This is a genomic window from Streptomyces sp. NPDC001056 (assembly GCF_053598955.1).
The window spans coordinates 20,744-40,301 of the sequence record NZ_JBSFLI010000049.1; the positions used below are offsets into that span (position 1 = coordinate 20,744).

Annotated in this window: 19 protein-coding genes and 1 pseudogene; 15 read left to right on the forward strand and 5 right to left on the reverse strand. The window is 71.1% G+C overall.

What is annotated here, in order from left to right:
- The first annotated feature begins 296 nt into the window (after positions 1 to 296).
- Positions 297 to 698, forward strand: coding sequence for an NAD-dependent epimerase/dehydratase family protein (locus ACWDD7_RS34635; protein WP_450460323.1), 402 nt, complete (start codon positions 297 to 299; stop codon positions 696 to 698).
- Between the two features lie 311 nt (positions 699 to 1,009).
- Positions 1,010 to 1,993 (forward strand): alpha/beta hydrolase, encoded by a 984-nt coding sequence (locus tag ACWDD7_RS34640; protein ID WP_450460324.1) that lies wholly within the window; start codon positions 1,010 to 1,012, stop codon positions 1,991 to 1,993.
- A 174-nt stretch (positions 1,994 to 2,167) separates the two neighbouring features.
- Here the strand turns inward: ACWDD7_RS34640 and ACWDD7_RS34645 are convergent, their stop codons facing one another.
- Complete coding sequence (locus ACWDD7_RS34645; RefSeq protein ID WP_351876445.1) at positions 2,168 to 2,776, reverse strand: helix-turn-helix domain-containing protein; 609 nt, start codon at positions 2,774 to 2,776, stop codon at positions 2,168 to 2,170.
- A gap of 229 nt (positions 2,777 to 3,005) precedes the next feature.
- On the opposite strand from ACWDD7_RS34645, the gene ACWDD7_RS34650 reads away from it, so the two are divergent.
- The 3 genes from ACWDD7_RS34650 (at position 3,006) to ACWDD7_RS34660 (ending at position 6,216) form a co-directional block, all read left to right on the forward strand.
- Entirely contained in the window at positions 3,006 to 4,346 is a 1,341-nt protein-coding gene (locus ACWDD7_RS34650; RefSeq protein WP_450460325.1) for an MFS transporter, read from the forward strand.
- A gap of 29 nt (positions 4,347 to 4,375) precedes the next feature.
- Positions 4,376 to 5,047 carry a class I SAM-dependent methyltransferase gene (locus ACWDD7_RS34655; RefSeq protein ID WP_450460326.1) on the forward strand — a complete coding sequence of 224 codons (672 nt, stop codon included), beginning with the start codon at positions 4,376 to 4,378 and terminating at the stop codon, positions 5,045 to 5,047.
- 887 nt (positions 5,048 to 5,934) lie between these two features.
- Entirely contained in the window at positions 5,935 to 6,216 is a 282-nt protein-coding gene (locus ACWDD7_RS34660) for a hypothetical protein (protein WP_450460327.1), read from the forward strand.
- A 46-nt stretch (positions 6,217 to 6,262) separates the two neighbouring features.
- Here ACWDD7_RS34660 and ACWDD7_RS34665 read toward each other — a convergent pair whose 3' ends face one another.
- Complete coding sequence (locus ACWDD7_RS34665) at positions 6,263 to 7,162, reverse strand: alpha/beta fold hydrolase (RefSeq protein ID WP_450460328.1); 900 nt, start codon at positions 7,160 to 7,162, stop codon at positions 6,263 to 6,265.
- Positions 7,163 to 7,247: 85 nt separating this feature from the next.
- Between ACWDD7_RS34665 and ACWDD7_RS34670 the strand changes: the two genes are divergently transcribed.
- From ACWDD7_RS34670 to ACWDD7_RS34680, 3 genes are all read left to right on the forward strand, one after another.
- Entirely contained in the window at positions 7,248 to 7,838 is a 591-nt protein-coding gene (locus ACWDD7_RS34670) for a TetR/AcrR family transcriptional regulator (protein ID WP_123971155.1), read from the forward strand.
- Positions 7,839 to 8,546: 708 nt separating this feature from the next.
- Positions 8,547 to 8,948, forward strand: a complete 402-nt coding sequence (locus tag ACWDD7_RS34675) for a transposase family protein (protein ID WP_450460329.1) — start codon at positions 8,547 to 8,549, stop codon at positions 8,946 to 8,948.
- A complete protein-coding gene (locus tag ACWDD7_RS34680; protein ID WP_450460330.1) occupies positions 8,888 to 9,724 on the forward strand; it encodes an ISAs1 family transposase in 837 nt (278 codons plus the stop codon). The genes ACWDD7_RS34675 and ACWDD7_RS34680 overlap by 61 nt, the downstream gene beginning before the upstream one ends.
- Positions 9,725 to 10,207: 483 nt before the next feature.
- Here ACWDD7_RS34680 and ACWDD7_RS34685 read toward each other — a convergent pair whose 3' ends face one another.
- Positions 10,208 to 10,888, reverse strand: coding sequence for a hypothetical protein (locus ACWDD7_RS34685; protein ID WP_450460331.1), 681 nt, complete (start codon positions 10,886 to 10,888; stop codon positions 10,208 to 10,210).
- A 299-nt stretch (positions 10,889 to 11,187) separates the two neighbouring features.
- A complete protein-coding gene (locus ACWDD7_RS34690) occupies positions 11,188 to 12,144 on the reverse strand; it encodes a ScbA/BarX family gamma-butyrolactone biosynthesis protein (RefSeq protein WP_450460332.1) in 957 nt (318 codons plus the stop codon).
- A 94-nt stretch (positions 12,145 to 12,238) separates the two neighbouring features.
- On the opposite strand from ACWDD7_RS34690, the gene ACWDD7_RS34695 reads away from it, so the two are divergent.
- From ACWDD7_RS34695 to ACWDD7_RS34710, 4 genes are all read left to right on the forward strand, one after another.
- The gene (locus ACWDD7_RS34695; RefSeq protein WP_351876450.1) at positions 12,239 to 12,862 is read left to right on the forward strand and encodes a ScbR family autoregulator-binding transcription factor; all 624 of its coding nucleotides are present in this window, start codon (positions 12,239 to 12,241) and stop codon (positions 12,860 to 12,862) included.
- Between the two features lie 5 nt (positions 12,863 to 12,867).
- Entirely contained in the window at positions 12,868 to 13,782 is a 915-nt protein-coding gene (locus ACWDD7_RS34700; RefSeq protein WP_450460333.1) for an NAD(P)H-binding protein, read from the forward strand.
- Positions 13,775 to 14,542 (forward strand): SDR family NAD(P)-dependent oxidoreductase, encoded by a 768-nt coding sequence (locus tag ACWDD7_RS34705; RefSeq protein WP_450460334.1) that lies wholly within the window; start codon positions 13,775 to 13,777, stop codon positions 14,540 to 14,542. The genes ACWDD7_RS34700 and ACWDD7_RS34705 overlap by 8 nt, the downstream gene beginning before the upstream one ends.
- 209 nt (positions 14,543 to 14,751) lie before the next feature.
- On the forward strand, positions 14,752 to 15,357 hold the full coding sequence (locus ACWDD7_RS34710; protein ID WP_450460335.1) for a TetR family transcriptional regulator: 606 nt from the start codon (positions 14,752 to 14,754) through the stop codon (positions 15,355 to 15,357).
- Positions 15,358 to 15,819: 462 nt separating this feature from the next.
- Here ACWDD7_RS34710 and ACWDD7_RS34715 read toward each other — a convergent pair whose 3' ends face one another.
- Positions 15,820 to 16,956, reverse strand: coding sequence for an IS701 family transposase (locus ACWDD7_RS34715; protein WP_450460337.1), 1,137 nt, complete (start codon positions 16,954 to 16,956; stop codon positions 15,820 to 15,822).
- 355 nt (positions 16,957 to 17,311) lie between these two features.
- Between ACWDD7_RS34715 and galU the strand changes: the two genes are divergently transcribed.
- The 3 genes and pseudogenes from galU to ACWDD7_RS34730 all read left to right on the forward strand — a co-directional run.
- Positions 17,312 to 18,208, forward strand: coding sequence for a UTP--glucose-1-phosphate uridylyltransferase GalU (gene galU / locus ACWDD7_RS34720; protein ID WP_392219058.1), 897 nt, complete (start codon positions 17,312 to 17,314; stop codon positions 18,206 to 18,208).
- A 27-nt stretch (positions 18,209 to 18,235) separates the two neighbouring features.
- Positions 18,236 to 19,357: a ParB/RepB/Spo0J family partition protein gene (locus ACWDD7_RS34725; protein WP_450460338.1), complete on the forward strand. Its 1,122-nt coding sequence runs from the start codon at positions 18,236 to 18,238 to the stop codon at positions 19,355 to 19,357.
- An 11-nt stretch (positions 19,358 to 19,368) separates the two neighbouring features.
- Positions 19,369 to 19,558: pseudogene (locus tag ACWDD7_RS34730) on the forward strand (MFS transporter); the annotation flags it as partial.

Consider the following 19,558-nt stretch of genomic DNA (forward strand, 5'->3'; position numbering starts at 1 on the left):
CGGGCCGCGCTCGCGAAGCGCGTGGGCGAGGACGGGGCCTTCGCGAGGGCGTCAGCCGGCGTCGGACCGGAAGAGGACTTCCCGCTCGTCGGCGAAGCGCCGGTAACAGGTGCCCACCTTCGCCAGGCGGCCCCGCGCGTCGGATCTCCATCGACCCGCGCCCCGACCCCGCACTCCGATGTCAGACACTGACATCGGAGTGATGACAGTGCCTGACATGACTGCTACGTTGATGTCACGAACTGACATCAACGCTCTCCGCCCCGGGTGGGGAGTACGCGGCAGGAGGGAACACCATGCGCGTATTCGTCACCGGAGCCTTCGGACACGTCGGCCCCGCCGTCGGCCCCGAACTCCTCGAAGCGGGACACCAGGTCGTCGGGCCGGCCCGCTCGGACAAGTCCGCCGCCGCGTCGGCGGCTGCCGGTGCCGAGGTGCGCCGAGGCGGCCTCGACGATCGCACGGGACCGCGCGAGGCCCTCACCGAGGCCGACGCGCTCGACGCAGGCCCACGGATCGACGCCGAGAACGCGGTGGTCGCACTCGCCGAGCGCGGCATCCGGTCGTCCGCCGCCCGGCTCACTCCGACCGTGCACAGCACGCTCGACCGCAACGGCTTCATCCCGGCCTTCATCCCCATCGCCCGGTCCAAGGGCGTGCCTTCCGCCAGGTCGCCGAGGGCGTCGGCCGCGGGCTGAACCTGCCCGTGGTCGGCATCCGCCCACCGAGGCCGAGGCTCACGTCGGCTTCCTGAGCGCCCACGCCCGGGCCGACGACCCGTCCTCAAGGACGCCGGCCCGGGACCTCCTGGGCGGGAAGTCCGTCCGGTCCGGCCTTGTCGGCGACCTCGGCCAGGGCCACTGCTTCGGCGCCCCGCGGCCACCCCGTGCTGAGCCCGCCCCCCCCTTCTCCGTCCGCCCGGCCCCCGCGCGTCCCGACGGAACCGGTCCAAACGATCCGCCACCCCCTGCACGACCGGCTGCTGTGCAGCCACGAGGAGACGAACGACTTGAACACCAAGAACGCACACGAGCAGATCGACCCCGAACTCGCCGAGGCCCTGAAGGCGGTGCCGATGACGGCGGCGGGGGTGTTCGACCTCAGCGACCTGGCGGGCACGCGCGCCGGCGTCCGCGCCTTCGCCGAGGCGATCGCGGCCCAGATACCGGATGAGCCGTCCGTGTCGGTCGAAGAGGTCGACGTGGTCCGCCCGGACGGATCCACCCTGGGCATCCGGCTGCTGCGGCCCACCGAGGCAGCCGGGCCGCTTCCGGTGCTGCTCTGGTTCCACGGCGGGGGGCAGGTCCTCGGGTACGCGGCCCAGGACGATCCCGCCCTCAAGCACCTGGTCCGGGAGGTCGGCTGCATCGTCGCCTCCGTCGACTACCGGCTCGCGCCGGAGGCTCCCGCCCCGGCTGCCGCCGAGGACGGACTGCTCGCCTATCGCCGGCTGCGCAGTCGGGCAGCCGCGCTCGGCATCGACGAGGGCCGCGTCGCCCTGGCCGGGCAGAGCGGCGGCGGGGGCATCGCCGCGGCCACCGCGCTCATGATCCGCGACCGGGGCGAGCCGACGCCGCTGTTCCAGGCGCTGAGCTACCCGATGCTCGACGACCGCAACACCACCGCTTCGAGTCACGAGGTCACCGACATCGGCATCTGGGACCGCGCGACCAACATCCTGGCCTGGAACCTGATCCTCGGGGACCGCGCCGGCGCCGACGGGGTGCCGCCGTACTGCGCACCCGCGCGCGCGGCGGACCTCACCGGCCTGCCGCCCACCTTCATCGCGGCCGCCGGACTCGACGTCTTCCGCGACGAGGACCTGAGCTACGCGACACGGCTCCAGGCCAGCGGCGTGCCCGTCGAACTGCACCTGTACCCCGGCGCCTACCATGCCTGGGACCTCTTCGCCCCCGACGCCGCGGTGAGTGCCGCGTACGTCCACGCCTGGTACGGATACCTGCGCCGGCAGTTCTCCGCCCGTCAGCCCTGAGCGGAAGGCTCGCGGCCCGGCCGCGCGGTGACGGCCGGCAGGCCGTCACGCGGACCCGCTGACAGCCGGTGACCCGCCGCGGCCGCCGACACCCGCCGTGGTCCTTCGTACCCGCGCGCGCCGAGCCGGACGGCGGCCGTACGCATGCGTAGCGGCCTTGCCGCTGTGCGTGTGTCACTCGGCGCCTGCTGCGGTGCCCTCACGCCGTACGGTCCGGGCCCGGAGATGTGCGCGCTCCCCCTGGCGGCCCAGGAGGCTGAGGATTTCGACGGGGTTCTCGTCGGCGTTGCCGAACCAGTGGGGGGTGCGGGTATCGAATTCGGCCGCTTCGCCGGGCCCCATGACCAGGTCCTTGTCTCCCAGGACCAGGCGCAGGCGGCCGTCGAGGACGTAGATCCACTCGTAGCCCTCATGGCTGGACTGCTCGGGCTCGGGTGAGCGCATCGTGGGCGAGATGATCAGTTTGTAGGCTTGCAGGCTTCCTGCTCGCCGCGTCAGGGGCAGCATGGTCATGCCGTGGCGGGTGACGGGCTTGAGCCGCAGGCGGGGATCGCCGGTCTGCGGCGCCCCGATGAGTTCGCCGATGTCCACGCGCAGCTCGCGCGCCAGAGGGAGCAGCAGTTCGAGGGTCGGGCGGCGCTGACCGCTCTCCAGGCGGGAGAGCGTGCTCAGGGAGATCCCGGTGGACTGGGCGAGGAAGGTCAGCGACAGGTTGCGCTGAGTGCGCAGCCCTTTCAGGCGGGGCCCGACCGCCTCCATCGTCGATGCGGTCTCTTCATCCATGCCCCTACCTTGCCACCGCAGCAAGGATCTTTGCGTGTCGGTCTGCGTGGTCCGACTGTGTCAGCAGGCGCCCCGATGCGGGCGACGGCACAGGACAGGAGACGGTGTGATGACCCGAGGCAGCTCGCCCACCGCCCCGGCGGGTGGGCCTGATACCGCGCCGGCGCCGCCGGCCGGTGCGATGGTGAGCGTTCGACGTGGCTCGGTGGCGCCGGCCGTGGTGGTGTTGGTGCTGACGCAGCTGATGTTCGTCGTGGACACCTCGATCGTGAACGTGGCCCTGCCCGACATCGGCCGCGAACTGGGCCTCTCCAGCGCCGGTCTGTCCTGGGTCGTCACCGCCTACGCGCTGGCCTTCGGCGGGCTGATCCTGCTCAGCGGCAAGGCCGGCTCCATGATCGGCCCTCGCCGCGCCCTCGTCCTCGGAGTGGCCGTCTTCGTGATCGCCTCCGTCGCCGGAGGTCTGGCCGGCTCGGCGGGAATCCTGGTGGCCGCGCGCACTCTCCAGGGAGCCGGTGCCGCGCTGGCCGCGCCCAGCGTGCTGGTGCTGCTCGTGGGCATCACCGCCCCCGGCCCGCAGCGCTCGCGCGCGATGGCGATGTTCGTTCTCGCCGTCGGTGCCGGAGCCGCGCTCGGTCTGCTCGCGGGCGGGGTGCTGACGCAGACGCTGGGATGGCGATGGGTGATGTTCGTCAACGCCCCGATCGGTGTCCCGGTCCTGCTCGGCGCTGTGCGCACCCTGCCGGAGAGAGAGCGCCGGCGCACCTCACTGGACGTCGGCGGAGCCGCTGCCTCGATCCTGGCGATGGTGGCCCTCGTCTTCGCCTTCACCTCCGCCGCAGGCCGGGGATGGACCAGCCCCTTGGTACTGGGCGCGTTCGCCGTCGCCGTGCTGTCCCTCGTGGTGCTCGTGGTGTGTGAGCGCAGGCATCCGTACCCGGTGGTGCCCCTGGCGTTCCTCTCCGCCATGCGCAGCGCGGGCCCCCTTCTGTCCATGCTGGTCGTCCCGGCCGGTCAGGTCGGCTTCCTGTTCTTCACCACGCTGCTGACCCAGCAGGTCCTCGGTTTCACCCCGGTCCGGACCGGTCTCGCGCTCGTGCCCTTCACCCTCGGGCTGATCGCCACCAACCAGCTCACCCCGCGGCTGCTGCCGCGGCTGGGCGAACGCGTCATCGGCAGCGCCGGTCTGTCCGGCCTGGTGCTGGGCATCGTCTGGATGGCGCTGGTGGCCGCCGGCGCCGGCCCGGACACCTCGATCGTCACGGTGCTGCTGCCCTCGGTCCTGCTCGGTGCGGGCGCGGGCGCGACCTTCGCTCCGGTCACCGCCGTCATCATGGACCAGGCCCCCGCCGAGCACATCGCAGCCGCCGCCGCACTCAGCCAGGGCCTGCAGCAACTCGGCGGCGCCATGGGCCTGGCCGTCCTCACCAGCGTCCTGGCCACCACCGGCGGCCCGGACCGCGGCTTGGGCGCGACCCTCTTGGCCACCGCGGCCTTCCCGCTGGCCGGCCTCGTCCTCTTCGGCGTGTGGGCACGCCGCGTCCCCGCCCCCGGCACCACCCGTGCATGACCCTGCCCTACCGTCCGAAGGAGTCCGTGATGACCGAGAACGACCCGCGTTTCAGTGCCGCCTTCTGGGACCGGCGCTACAGCAGCACCGGCCAGGTGTGGAGTGGTGAGCCCAACCCCGCGCTCGTCGAGGAGGTCTCGCTCCTCGCGCCCGGGACGGCGCTGGAGGTGGGATGCGGTGAGGGCGCGGACGCCGTCTGGCTGGCCGGGCAGGGCTGGCAGGTCACCGGCGTCGACTTCTCCTCCCGGGCCCTCCACCGGGCCGCCGGGCACACCCCCGCCCACCTGGCCGGCCGCATCACCTGGCAGCAGGCGGACATCCGCCACTGGCAGCCCGGCGAAGGGCCCCTCTACGACCTGGTCACCACATCCTTCAGCCACTTCCCCCAACCGGTACGGGAATCGGTCTTCGCCGCCCTCGCCGACCGGGTCGCCCCCGAAGGGCATCTGGTGATCGTCGGCCACCACCCCGGCGACCTCGACACCGCCATGCCCCGCCCGGCCGAACCCGGCCTCTTCTACACCGCCGACGACCTCGCAGCCGACCTCCCCGAACACGAGTGGAAGGTCCTCACCCGGACCGCGCGCCCGCGCGCCGCCACCACGCCCGACGGCATGCCGGTGACCGTCCACGACACCGTCCTCACCGCCCGGCGCACCCGCTGGACAACCCGCACGACGGAGAACGAAGCACGATCATGAGCAAGGACCTCGCCCAGCAGACCGCCCTGGTCACCGGAGCCACCGCAGGCACCGGCCGCGCCACCGCCCTGGCCCTGGCCGCACGCGGCGCCGGCCTCCTCGGCCACGGCCGGCCTTCAAGATCGCCAGTGTTCGTCGGGGTCTCCTCTTACGTACAGCCCTCGACGGACCTCAAGAGGTCTGCTGTCCCCCGGCCCAGTGCGCGGTGGCGCGCGGAGGCCGTCAGAAGTCCGCGAACGACGCAAGGGCTCGCGCCCGCTGCCGGTGGCGGTGCGAGCCGCCGACAGCGGGCGCCCAAGGAGCGGTGCGCTGCCGTTGCCGAGGGTCAGGCGCGCTCCTTCCGCGGAACCAGCAGGCTGAGCACCGCGATGGCGACGGCGATCCCCGCCGCGACGAGGAAGACCAGTTCGTAGCCGGAGGCGAGGGCGTCCACGCTGTTCCGCCGGTCCCCACGGGCGACGGGCCGATCGGAGCCGCATCACACCGAGTGTCCGCCACCCCTGGTCCGCGGAGAACACCGAGCACGGCCGCACCTGTCTGAGTGCCTGTTTCTGAACCCCCTGGATACGGGCGCTCGATAGCCTGATCTTGGGGTACCGGTTGTCAGCGATCCTGCTGGCTTATTCCGCCGGTGGGTCAGCCGATCAGTCCGGCGTGGGCGGTGGAGGGCTGGTAGCTGGCGTTGCCGGGGAGGGCGCGGGGGATGCAGGAGCGGCAGCGGATCACCGCCCGCCGGAGCGAACTGGACTCTCTCGCCGAAAAGTTGGGCAAGCAACTCCAGGAGGCAGGCCGAGCGGCACGAACTGGCGATCGCGGAGCGGAGTGTTGAACCGCCTGGCCGAGCAGGCCCGGGCCGACGCCGGGCTGTCGCTCCGGCATCGGCGAAGGTGGCCGGGCGGGCAGTCCTGCTCATCCCGCACCGCGGCGACGCGGCCGACGAGGGCGGGCTGCCCGGCGACTACCGCAAGATCCTGGCGATCGTGCGGGAGGCGGACGGCCCGGTGCGGGTCAGGGCGGTCGGCGAGCGGCTGGGGCTGGACGCCTCGGTACACGGCAAGCTGGAACCTCTGCGGGCGAGGATGACCAAGCTCGCCACCCGGGGCTGGCTGCACAAGCGGGGCGACGGGCGGTTCACGGCACGTCCGCAGGCGCGCGGGGCGGGCCCGTAACTGACGGGCCCCCGACGGCAATGGGGATCGCCCTCCTGCTAGAGCACTAACGGCCGCTGAAGAAGTCGGTGAGGGCGGCGGCGACGGCCTCGGGCTGCTCCTCGGGGATGTAGTGACCGGCGTCGGGCACGATGACGCCGGTCACGTTCTCGGCCCACGGGCTGATGGAGGCCGCCATATCCGGGATCGAGCCGTGGCTGCTGGAGATTCCGAGGACGGGCGCGGTCAGTCGCCGTTGCTCGAGTGCCGCGCGGTTCTTGCGCGCGGACTCGGCGGCCTCGCGGTAGTAGGCGAGGCCGGCACGCAGGCCGCCATCGACGGCGAGGGCCGCGCCGTAGTGGTCGAGCTCTGCTTCCTCGAACGCGTCGGGCGCGAGGGACTTGGTCTTCAGGAACCAGCTGATGTACTCCCGCTCGCGGCCGGCTATCAGCGTCTCGGGAAGATCGGGCACCACGTGGAACGCGAAGTGCCAGGTCTTGAACGCCAGAGTCGGGTCGAGGGGGATCGCTTCCGGCATGGTGATACCGGGAATTCCGGCGTCGAGCAGCGCGACCCCGTGCAGTCGGCTCTCGTAGTTCAGGGCGAGGGAGAAGGCGACCCAGGCGCCGATGTCGTGCCCGGCGAGCCAGTAGTCCCGCACACCGAGAGCGTTCACGGCGGCCTGGATGTGCGCGGCGACCGTGTGCGTGTCGTAGCTGAGCTCCGGATGCTCGGAATTGCCTTGGCCCGGCCGGTCGATCGCTATGACCCGGAACCGATCGGCGAGGGCAGGCATGACCTTTCGCCAGGCCCACCACGTTTGCGGGAACCCGGTGAGCAGGACGACGGCCGGTCCGTCCGGCCGACCGCCTTCGACGGCGTGCAGGCGGACGCCGTCGGCGTCGACCCAGCGGTGCGTGAATCCGGCCAGGTCATGCAGGGGCAGGGCGGGGACGGGGTTGGTCATGGGAATCCTCCGTCGAGGCGGGTGGACCGTGATTCGACGCTAGCACGTCTTGAACTGATCAGTCCAAGATGGGAGGATGGGCCGCATGGCAGGCAAGAAGCAGTTCGACATGGACACGGTGCTCGACGCCGCGATGATCCAGTTCTGGCGCTCCGGCTACGCCGACACCTCGCTCGACGACCTTTCCCGGGCGACCGGCCTGAACCGCAGCTCGATCTACTCCTCGCTCGGCGACAAGGACGCGCTCTTCCTTCGCTGCCTGGATCGCTACGCCACGCGCTACGGCGACAAGTTCGACGCCGCCCTCTCGTGCGCGGCCGAGGACCCCGTCGCCGCCGTCCGTGCGTTCTTCGACGTCACCCTGGGGCGCATCGCCGACCCCGCCGTGCCCGACGGATGCCTGATGGCCCAGTCGGTCATGGCGAGTCCGGCGCTGAGCCCGAGCGTCGCAGAGCATGTCAAAGAATTGTTCGGCCTCCAGCGCCCGCGCCTGCGCACCGCGCTGAAGGCCGGCGGAATGTCCGACGAGAACGCCGAGGACTTCGCCGTACACGTAGCGGCCGTGAACCAGTCTCTCGCGGTGATGGGTAGGGCCGGGTCGAGCCCGGAGCAACTCCGGGCGATCGTCGGGGTGACCGTCGACGCGCTCGCGCGGGCGCTGAGACCGGTCGGATAGCTTTCTGTCTGAGAGTCATAGGCGCTTCTCAATGTTCGGAGGGGCAAGACAGATGGCTGATGTAGCCGGCGCCAACCTTGGCGGGTTGGAGGAGTCGTCCCTCTGGGAGTGACGGAAATACGCATCACGGAGCCCTGCACGGCGGTGACCTGTGCCGACGTGCAGGGCTCCGTCGTGCCACCGCGTTGCCCGTTGTCCGGCGATTGTCGTCTGGTGCCCACGCGCCGATACCGGACAACCGTGAGCCCGCTAGAAAAGTCCGTGTCGGGGCCACGCCCATGGCTCGTGCGTTCTCGCATGGTGGGATGAGGCTGTCGCCCACCTACGATGTCGCGTCTCGAACCCATGTACGCAGAGATGTGACATAAGAGCACGGATCCTGTTGATCGTGTGGTCGTATACGCCAAGGGCAACCAGCCGGGACTGTTCGAGGCACTCGACCGAGTCGACTGGAAAGCCGTGCCGATCGGCCACGCAGGAGCCCCACGGTGGCCAGTGGCGTCGCCGCGTCCGGGTCAAGTCTCAGTACGGTGGCGAATCCCGGCGCAGACACGCGAAGTGCGCCGCGGGCCCGGGTGTGCCACCACAGGCCGTGGCGAGATCGCGGAGGTCTTGCACGGCGCGGCCCGGCGCGGTTCACAATGAGAGACGCGACCCCTGATGATCAAGGTTCTCGAAGCCTTTGATCAGAACAGGGGTCGCGTTCGCGTGCCATCCTCCCTGATCGGTGTCCTGCAGCGCCACTGCCAGGGCATCGACTCCGCCTGCCCGGATCCGGAACCGCAGCAGTTCACCTCCCTGGCGGAGACGTTGAGCCGGATACCCGATCCCCGCCGGGTCCGCGGCCGTCGCTACCACCTGGGCTCCCTGCTCGCGCTGTGCCTGGTCGCCGTGCTCGGCGGAGCCAGGTCCCTGGCCACCATCGCCCGCTTCGCCGCCGATACCGACTCCAGCCTGCGCGAACAGCTCGGGCTCGCCTCCAGCACACCGAACGCCTCCACACCGGGACGACTCCTGGCTCGTCTGGACGGCGACGCCTTGGACGAGCCGTGGGCGCCTGGCTCGCCCGGTACGCCGCCGACCCGGTGGACGAACCCGGCGAGACACTGATCGGCCTGGCCGTCGACGGCAACACTGTGCGTGGATCCCGCACCGACGGCATGGCCGTCCACCTGCTCGCCGCCGCGCTGCACGGCTGCCAGACCGTGATCGCCCAGCGTCAAGTCGCCGCGAAGAGCAACGAGATCCCCGCCTTAGCCCCGCTGCTGGACCGGCTCGACCTGCGCGGCGTCGTCGTCACCGCCGATGCGATGCACCCCCAGCGCACCCACGCCGAGCACGTCATCACCGCCGGCGGCCACTACCTCCCGGTCGTCAAGGGAAACCAGAAGAAGCTGCGCAAGCAATTGCGGCGCCTGCCCTGGCGGGAGATCCCGCTGCAGGCCCGCACCACCGGGGCCGGGCACGGCCGCCGCGAGGTCCGCCGCCTGAAGGTCTGCATCGTCCAGCCCGGCCTGCTCTTCCCGCACGCCGTCCAGGCCATGGAGATCAAGTGCCGCCGCACCCACCGCAGGACCGGCAAGGTCCAGACGAAGACCGTCTACGCGGTCACCAGCCTGTCACCCGAGCAGGCCCGCCCGGCGCAACTCGCCCAACTCGTGCAGAACCACTGGTCGGTTGAGGCCCTGCACCACGCCAGAGACGTCACCTATAGCGAGGACGCCTCGCGAGTGCGCACCGGCACCGCACCCCGCGCCATGGCCGCGCTGCGGAACCTGGCTATCGGACTCATGCGCCAAGCAGGCTGGACCAACATCGCCGCCGCAGTCGATCACTACCGGTCACGCCCCCAGCACGCAACCGCCACGCTCGGACTCACAGCTTGAGAACGCATCGCCCCTGCCCCCACCGCTGAGGTGGCACCGACTTCTCTTCTCGCTCGCGTCGCGCCCGCCTCAGCGGTTTCCGTTCGGGGAACGGTCACCGTGACCGTTCCCCGAACGCTTGCACAGAGCTCCCATTCCGGACTGACGGCCCTTGACCTGCCGATTCAGGGTTCAGAAACAGGCACTGAGGGCCTTCCCCGACTGGGCCGGTCCGAGCCGTCGTTGTCCACGCTCCCTGTCCATCCCCGCTATGAGGATCTCCCGGCGACCCGCGCTGAGCGCTATGCGCATCCCCTGACCCGGATCGTCCAGCCCGTGCCGACCACAGGTCCGCACTCCTGGGCGAGATCGCGAGATCGGTGTCCCGGTCGCAGCCGCCCGCGGCGCCGCCATCCGGCAACGACTCCTCGGACTTCCCGCCCCCGTCGTCGCGGACGCCCCCGGCTGCGGCCGGACTCCCCGTCGGCTCGCCACGGTCGAAGCTCAGACCACGTCCCGGACCGGCTGCGGGTAGCCGATCCCGGCGATGTCCTCGGCCAGGGCGGCGAGGGTGACCTCCGGGTTCAGCGATGACACGAGCTTCTGGCTCAGCGGTCGCGAGGCATACACGTCGCGCACCGCTTCCAGGTCCACGGGAACCTCGTAGTAGTCCTCGGCGAAGCGCTGGAACGCTTCCGGTGAGCGGTCGACCAGGAGCTCGAACAGACCCGTCGCCCCATCGGGGTCGGAACACCCGGTGGGGAAGTCGATCACGCCGTGCCGCCACCGGTCATCCGTCGCCCCCCGCCACAGGCAGACCGTCACGACGGGAACGTCGTCCTCGTCGGTGAACGCCGGCTCTTCGACGAAGGGCCTGAAGACCTCCGGAACCTCGTCGATCACTCCCGGCCAAGGCTCGCCGTCGTTGCCGTACGGGCTCATCGGCGCTTCGTGGCCGAAGCCACGGACACAGACCCCGGCCGCCGAGAACACGATGGAGTACTCGTCCCCCGACCCGTTGCGCATCGACGCCATCTCCTCGCCGTCGGCCCAGCCGGCATTGAAGGAGTAGTACCGGCCTTCCCGGTCCGGGCTCAAGATCGCATCGAGCATCGCCAGTGAGCGGCACAGGTTGCGCAGGTCAGCGACGGAAGGGAGCTGGCGAGCTATGTCATGGACGGTCACGTGCTCATCCAACCGGATGCCTCTGACATCCAGAGTCTCCCCCGAGGCTGTCACGCTCAGTCGGCGGTGCCTCAGTCAGGTGGGTCCACTCGCGACGGTCGAATACGCGAGCGCACCGGTACAAGGGCCTGGTACTGCGCGCCCGTCGCGGCCCGCCCGGCCGACCGCCGAGCCGACGCCGGGGGCCGATGGACCTCGGCGGACGCTCCCGTCCTCAGCCCACAGCGCCCGCCCGGTGCCCGGACCGCGAAGTGCCGGACCGGTGCACGGGCAGGCGCTGCTGCGGAGGGCGGCGCCGGTCAGGTGAGGGCGGGCACGCGCTCGGCGCTGGATACCGGGATCGACGGTGCGGTGGTCACCTCGGCGCTCAGGCAGACCGCCTCGCCCTGCTCGATGGTGATCTTCAGACCGCCGCCGCCCAGCGGAGTCACGGACACCCAGCTGGGCTCGTCCAGTTCCACCCAGCGGTCGAAGACGACCGACATGCCGGTGACCATGCCGGTCGTGGCCGGCCGGTGCGCGTGCGCGGCCTGGCGTACGGCCTCAAGGAGGAGCATGCCGGGGGCGTGGTCGACGGGGTGGTCGAACAGCACCGGGTGGTCCAGGTCGGCGCGCAGCTGCCAGCGGTCCGTCCTCGCGCTGGCAGCCAGGACGACGTTGGAGGGCAGGCAGTGGCCCACGACTGCGGGCATCAGCGCCGGCGGCACGGACAGCGCGGCGCGGCGCACGGCCGCGAGATCGTGTCTCGCCCCGCGCAGGCGCCGGTAGAGGGCGGGCGAGCGGTTGGCGAAGCGCGCGGTGGCCGTCCCCATGCGCTGTCCGTCCAGGTAGGCGGTGGTCTGCATGACCATCGACACCAGGCTGTCGTTCCGGATCCGTACGTCCTCGCACACGATGTCGAGCACCACCTCCGCCGGCGCCTCCGGCACCGGCATCGCGAGCGGATCGACCTGGTAGCTGAAGTCGTCCCAGATCAGGTGGTTGCCGAAGGGGACGCCGTAGGCGGTGTGGGACAGGAGCGGCAGGGTCTGCCGGACGGTCTCGACGAACAGCATGGGGTCGAAGCGCTGGTCGCGGGGCCAGTAGAAGCTGTGAAAGCGGGGCCACTGGGCACGAACCGTGTGCCGGTGGTTCTCCGCGTGAGTGGTCCAGCCCGTGAGCAGCACCTCGGCGTGTGCCCGCTTGTGGACGAGTTCCCTCGGTACCGCGGTGCTGAGCTGGGATGTGTCGAAGCCGGTGGCGTGCGCGTGCGACATGTCCGCTTTCCCCCTCAGTGGCTGACCGCTGGCTGCGGCGACCGCGCTAACATAAAATACGTTCTCTATTTTTGTCGAGGATTGGACGACCCCCATGACGACCACCAACGCAAAACGCGCCGCACGGACTCGCCAGCGCCTCCTCCTGGCAGCCGCGGAGATCTTCGACGAGGCGGGCTACGAAGGGGCGCCCGTCACCCGGATCGCGGAGCGCGCCGGCCTCACCCTCGGCGCGCTGTACTTCCACTTCGGCTCCAAGCAGGGCGTGGCCGAGGCGCTGATGAACACTCAGGCCACCACCATCGAGCCGCATCTCAGCTCCACCGGTCTGCAGCGGTTGGTCGACATCACGCTGGTGTGGGCACACCGCATGCAGCACGACCCGATCCTGCGGGCCGGTGTGCGTCTCGCGGTCGAACAGGGCAGTCACGGCATGAACGACGCGACGTCCTTCGAGGACTGGCGCAAACTCATGCGCGACCTCCTGGAGACGGCACGCTCCGAAGGCGAACTCATGGAGGAGGTCGACACCGACCGCGTGGCCCGGTTCGTCGTCGCCGCCTGTACCGGGATGCAGATCTACTCGCAGCTCGCCACCGGGCGGTCCGACCTGATGGAGCGCGTCTGCGACATGTGGACGCTTCTGCTGCCCAGCATCGCCACCCCCGCCGTACGCGACAACATCAGTGTCGACCCGCAGCAGGTCCGGGCCTCGTGACGGCGATGGCGCGCAGGACCCGGCACATCGTCGTGACGGGGGCCACCGGAACGGTCGCCCCGATGCTGGCCCGTCACCTGGCGGCGGCCGGGCACCGGCTCACCCTCACCGGCCGCAGCCTCCCGCGGGACCGCTCGCCGCACGGTTCGAACGGCCCGCAGAGCGGCGTTCACCGTGCGATACGGCATCTGGTCTGCGACTACGACCGGCCCGCGAGCCTCCTGGAGGCGTTCAGCGGGGCGGACGCGGTCTTCGTCGTCACGAACGATCCCACGCGCCCCCAGCACGACCGGAACATTCTCCGGGCGGCCGTGGAGTCCTCCGTCGGACACATCGTCAAACTCTCCGCGGCCGCCGTCCACGACCCGGCGGCCGGTGACCTCGTCACCACGTGGCAGAGGAAGAACGAGGACCGCATCAGGAACAGCGGCATCCCCTGGACCATGCTCCAGCCGCGGTCCTTCATGACGCACGCCCTGGCCTGGGCTCCGGGCATCCGCAGCAGCGCGACCACCGAGGCGCTGCACCCGCACAGCCGCAACGCCTGCATCGCACCGGAGGACATCGCCGAGGTGGCGTCGCGGGTCCTCGGTGACGACACCCACCACGGCCGGTCGTACCAGCTCACCGGTCCCGAGGCTCTTTCCGCCGAGGACCAGACCCGCATCCTGGCCGGCCTTCTGGGCCGGCCCCTGACGTGCCGGTCCCTGTCCCGGACTGCGGCACGCTCCGCCTACCTGCGCCGGTATCCGCCGGCGATGGCGGACGCGCTGCTCGCCGGCGCGGACCGGCAGGCCGCGGGCGCCAAGAGCGCGACCACCGAGACGGTCGAACACCTCACGGGACGGGCGCCCACCACCTTCGCCCGGTGGGCCACCGCTCATCTGAGTCACTTCACGTCCGAGGAGAGTCATGTCTGAACGAGGTCTGCTCCACGGCAAGTCCGTCATCATCACCGGGGCCAGCAGCGGGATCGGCGCGGCGGCCGCAGAGCTCTTCGGCCGGGAGGGCGCCCGTCTGACACTGGCCGCGCGGCGCAAGGACAGGCTCCGGGAGGTCGTCGACAAGGTCGAGGCAGCAGGCGGGCTGGCAACCGCCGTGGTGGCCGACGTCACCCGCGCCGGCGACATGCGGGAGGTCGCACAGGCGGCGCTGGACACCTACGGCGGCCTAGACGCCGCGTTCAACAACGCGGGATGGACCTCCACCGGCACCCCGATGCACCTGATGGCGGACGACGAGTACGACCGGATCATGGACGTCAACGCCCGCGGTGTGTGGAACGCCATGCGCGCCCAGATAGCCGTGATGCTGGAGCACGGCGGCGGCGCCATCGTCAACACGTCCAGCGTGGCGGGAGTGCGGGCGACCGGGGCGTCGGCTCCGTACATCGCCGCCAAGCACGCCGTCATCGGGCTCAGCAGGGCGGCCGCCGACGAGTACGCGGAGCAGGGGATCCGGGTGAACGCGCTCGTCGTCGGCAGCACCCGCACCGAGTTGATGCAGGAGGTGCTGGCCACCACCCCGTCCCTGCTGAAGCCCTTCACCGAACGCGCCATCCAGCAGCGCCTGGCGGCACCGAGCGAGGTGGCGCAGACGGCCGCCTGGCTCTGCTCGGACCGCTCGTCGTTCACCACCGGGTCGGCCGTCCCCGTCGACGGGGGCTGGACCGCCAGATAGTCGGCTGGGGGCGATTTCGGCTGGACTTGCCGAGAACGTTCCGGCTTTCTCCGATCTCGTTCCCGTCGTCCGGAGGCCGTCGTAGCGTCGAAACGCCCGTCGCACCCGATGCGCGGGCCCGCACAACAGCCTGCGGCCGCTGGTGACATCCGAGGACGTACGTGACCGACCCAACGCATGAGCCGAGTTGTCCGCGCCCGGCGGGGCCCATGATGAAGAAGAGAGAACGAGCCACCCGAACGCGTGCCAACCTGGTCCTGGCCGCGGCACGCAACTTCGACCGGCACGGTTACGACGGTACGTCCCTGGCGGCGGTCTGCGGCGACGCGGGCATCTCGATGGGAGCGTTGACCTTCCACTTCCGCAGCAAAGCCGCCCTGGCGGCGGCGGTGGCGGAGGAGGGAGTCGGTGAACTGCAGCGGACCCGCGCCGCTCGTCCGCGCACCGGCCGGCCGCTGCAGGACCTGTCCGCCCTCGTCCTGGCCGTGGCCGCGACACTCCACCGCAGCGTCCACGCCCGGTCCGCGGCGCGTCTGATCGCGGAGGGCCACGTCGTCTCCGACTGGCCGGCGGACTGGCGCGGTGAGGTCGAAGGGCTCGTCGAGTGCGCGTGGGAGAGCGGCGCCCTGAACGAGGAGGTGGAGCCGGGGACGGCCGCCCAACTCGTCCGGCACCTGGTGGCGGGCGTGGTGATCGATGCCCGTGCCTCCGGCGGGCGGCCGGACCCGGCTCCGTCGGACTTCGCGGATGTCTGGCGGGCCGTCCTCACCGGCCTCGCCGCCGGGCCACCGCAAGGCGCTGCCGGCCCTTCCTGACGGACGAGGTTCGGCGGGTCTGCGGCCGTCGGCGGGTCTCGCGGTCGTCGGCGAGTCTCGCGGTCGTCGCCTGGGCGGTTTCGTCGGACCGGACGGTCGTCGGTCCGCGTTCACGTTCCGGAACCGGAACACAGGGGGTGCGCGCCGGAGGAGGAGTACGGCAACGGGCGAAGCATGCTGCCGGGGGCCCGCGAAGGCGGGCCCCCGGCCGGCGAACCCGCCTGCCGGGGGCCCACGTTCAGCGCAGCACCGTCGAGCGGTGCGTCGACCGCCTGGAGCGAAGGCGCGGCCCGGCGACCCGCCACGAGAAGACCGCGACCATCCGCCCGGCCGAACTCCGCGTCGCCGGCGTCTTCCTCTGGCCGGCACGGTGGTCCGGACGAAAGCCCCGGGGAGCGGGGCGGCCCAGCAGGACGCCGGCCGGGCCGGCAGCCCCGCGCGGCGGGTGGGCGGGCTGTCCGGTCAACCACCCGCCCCTGCGGCGCCCGCCCGGCTCAACCGGTAGTGCGTGAAGGCGGCGGACACCAGCGTCACATGGTGGTGCCAGCCCGGGAACGAGCGGCCCTCGAAGTCCTGCAGGCCGAAGTCGCCGCTGAGGGAGTTCACGACCGCGGTGGCCAGACGGGGCTGGCGCATCAGGGGCAGCATCTGTGAAAGCGGCCGGTCGACCAGGTTCGTCAGCCAGACCCGGGTGCCCCGGCCACCCGCTCGCCGCTGGGCCAGCATCCGCAGCCTCGGCTGCCGCGCGGCCGCGCCGGGCAGTACCACCGGCAGGGACAGGACGTCGAGCCCGTGATGCTGCTCGCCGCTGGTCATGGTGCTGCCCTGGGTGTCGAGCAGCCGGCGGACGCTGAGGGGCGGGGAGGCGGGAGGCGGAGCCGACGCCGAGCGCACGGTCAGCGTCTCGGGAACCTCGACGACGAAAGACTGCTCGCTGCGCGACAGGTGGGCGAGGAACGCGCTGCGGTCCGGCATCCACGACAGATCCGCGGTGAGCGGGGCCTGCGGACCCGTGGTCCACGACGTGCCGCGTCGCACGAGTTCGGCGACCTGGGACCACAGGGCCCCGCCGGGCTCCTCGGCCAGCCGTACGCGCATGCGCATGTGAGGGTCCCTCACCCAGCCCTCGGGGATGTAGAGGTTCCAGTCGACCGGGAGCGGGCCCTCGCCGTCGCAGAGGAACAGCCCGATACCCAGCTGGCAGGTGGTGGCCCTGCCCAGGAAGGGATCGAAGCGCCGGTGCACGCCGACCGAGTGCTCGCCGCGCTTGGGGATGAACGCCGGTGCCAGCGCCCATGCCTCAGCGGCGGTCGTCCGCTCCACCCGGCGCAGCAGGTCCTGGCGGACCATCTGCCAGTCCCAGGGGCTGGCGTTGACGAACTGGTGCATCGACTGCGACGCCGTGGGTGAGTCGCTCACCGAACCCGCGAGCCTGCGCACCGACTTCTTCCCCGGTGTGCGCAGCAGGGCCTTGACGTAGAGCTCGGCCCACCTGCGCTGGTCGGCCCGCGGCAGCCTGCCGAAGACCGCGTCGGTGAACGAGTTCAGCTGACGGGCCTCGCCGAGGTCGGCCGGATCCGGCTCGTACAGCACGGTCATCTGACAGTCCCTCCCACACGGCGGTGTTGACCCCTCCAGCATAAATAGCGTTCTTTATGTTTCTCCGCCGGGAAGCCGGTTCGCCGCGACTTTGGCAAGTTCAGGGCTCCGAAGGGCGGAAAAGCCTCACAACGACCGGCTCGGCGGGGCGGCACGCGGGGCAGGGCACCAGCCGGAACTCTTCGCGGAGTCCCCTAAGTAGCGTCCCGTCGCGGCGCCGGGCTCGCAGCGGCGAGGCCGTTGCTGCGCACACTGGCCGCCAGCGGCGAGGCGGTACCAGATCCTCGCCCGGGTCGCCCCAGGCCACCCTCCAGGCCGTGCATCACGGCACTCCCCCAGTCTTTGGACTCCCCACATGAGTGAGATAACGAAAGCCGTCATCCCTGTCGCGGGGCTGGGCACCCGCTTCCTGCCCGCCACCAAGGCCACTCCCAAGGAAATGCTCCCGGTGGTGGACAAGCCGGCGATCCAGTACGTCGTCGAGGAAGCCGTCAGCATCGGGATCCGCGACATCCTCATGGTGACCGGGCGCAACAAGCGCGCCCTGGAAGACCACTTCGACCGCAACTACGAGCTGGAGCTGGCCCTCACGCAGAAGGGCGACACCGACCGGCTCGCCGCCGTCCACGCCTCGACGGAACTCGCCGACATCCACTACACCCGCCAGCGCGACCCGCGCGGCCTGGGGCACGCCGTACTGTGCGCCGCCCCGCACGTGGGCGACGATCCCTTCGCCGTCCTCCTCGGCGACGACCTCATCGACCCCCGTGACCCGCTCCTGGCCCAGATGCAGCAGGTGCGCCACCGCCACGGCGGATCGGTGATCGCGCTCATGGAGGTCGCCCCCGAACGCAGCCACCTCTACGGCTGCGCCGCGGTGGAACGCGAACACGGAAGCGACATCGTGCGGGTCACCGATCTCGTCGAGAAGCCGGCGCCCGGCACCGCGCCGAGCAACCTGGCCGTCATCGGCCGCTACATCCTCGACCCCGCGGTCTTCCCGGTTCTGCGGCGCACCCCGCCCGGACGCGGCGGCGAGATACAGCTGACCGACGCCATCCGGACGCTCGCCCACGACGGACACCCCGTGCACGGGGTCGTGTTCTCAGGGCGGCGCTACGACACCGGGGACCGGGCCGACTACCTGCGCGCCGTCGTCCGGATCGCCGCCGACCGCAGCGACCTCGGCCCCGACTTCGTCGAGTGGCTGCACGAGTTCCTGGGCCGCGGCCCGGCGGCGCTCACCGTCTGATGTGTCCAACCGTGCCCGAAGCACCGGTTGCACACCGGCGTCTTCGGCGAGTTGGCGATGTCGTCGTCGTCTCGCTCCGCCGGATGGATTACGACAGGAGACCTCCGTATGGTCCACGAGCGAATACAGAGAAGCAGCCGGACACCGGAAGGAAAACCCGAACCCGAGTACCGCGTTCCTCTGACCGCACTGAAGAACGTCATCAAGGTCAGACTGGACGGCCCTGACGACCGGCACACGCGGGCCCTCTCCGAATCCGGCGGGTTCCCGCCGATTCTGGTCCACCGCCCCACCATGGCGATCCTCGACGGTGTCCACCGCTTTCACGCCGCACGTCTGCGGGGTGACACCCACATAGCGGTGCGATTCTGCGAAGAACCACTGGAGAAAGCCTTCGTCCACACGGTTTACGAGAACGTCCGGCACGGCCTTCCCCTGACGTACACCGACCGTACGGCGGCGGCCCGACGCATCCTGACGGCCCATCCGCACTGGTCGGACCGCTATGTCGCAAGGATCGCCGGGCTGTCCCCGAGAACCGTCGCCGACCTGCGCAAAGGCGCGCAGCCGGCGACAGGTCCGACGCATCGCCTCGGCCGCGACGGGCGTCTGCGTCCCACCGACGCGGACGAACGACGCCGGTACGCGGCCGAGATCCTGCGCAGTGAGCCGGACTCCTCGCTGCGCGAGGTCGGACGCCTGGCGGGCATCTCGCCCACCACGGTGCGGGACGTGAAACGCCGGATCGAGAACGGGCAGCAGCCCGTTCCGCGGAGGTCCGGGAAAACCGCCGCCCGGACCGCCGGGAAGGGCGAGAACGCCTCACCGTCGCTCCAGCGGGACCTGGTGAGGGGGGCGGACCCGGCGGATTTCCCGGCGCTGGTGAAACGCCTGTGCAGTGAGCCGTCACTGCGGCATTCCGCCGACGGACGGCTTCTCCTGCGCCTTCTCGACCTGCATCTGGCGGCACAACGGAGTTCCGCCCGGATCGCCTCCGCGGTCCCCGCGCATCAGATCGCGACGGTCGCGGTCGTCGCCGCCCGCTGCCGGCAGATCTGGCACGACATGGCGGCGGGACTCGAAAGCACCCGGCGCGGCCCCGACGACATGGCCGCAGTGAAGAACCGAGAACCGAGAACCGAGAACTGAGAGAGGAAAACATGTCTGTTGTCGATGGTGTGTCGGAGGGGGCGGTCTCCGGTGGGCCGGGTGGTCCCGGTGGTGCGGGTGGTGCGGGTGGTGCGGGTGTGCCGCAGCGGCTGACGTCGCGGATGCGGCTGACGCTGGTGGTGCTGCTGGTCGCGCAGTTCATGCTCGCGGTGGACTTCTCGATCCTGAACGTGGCGTTGC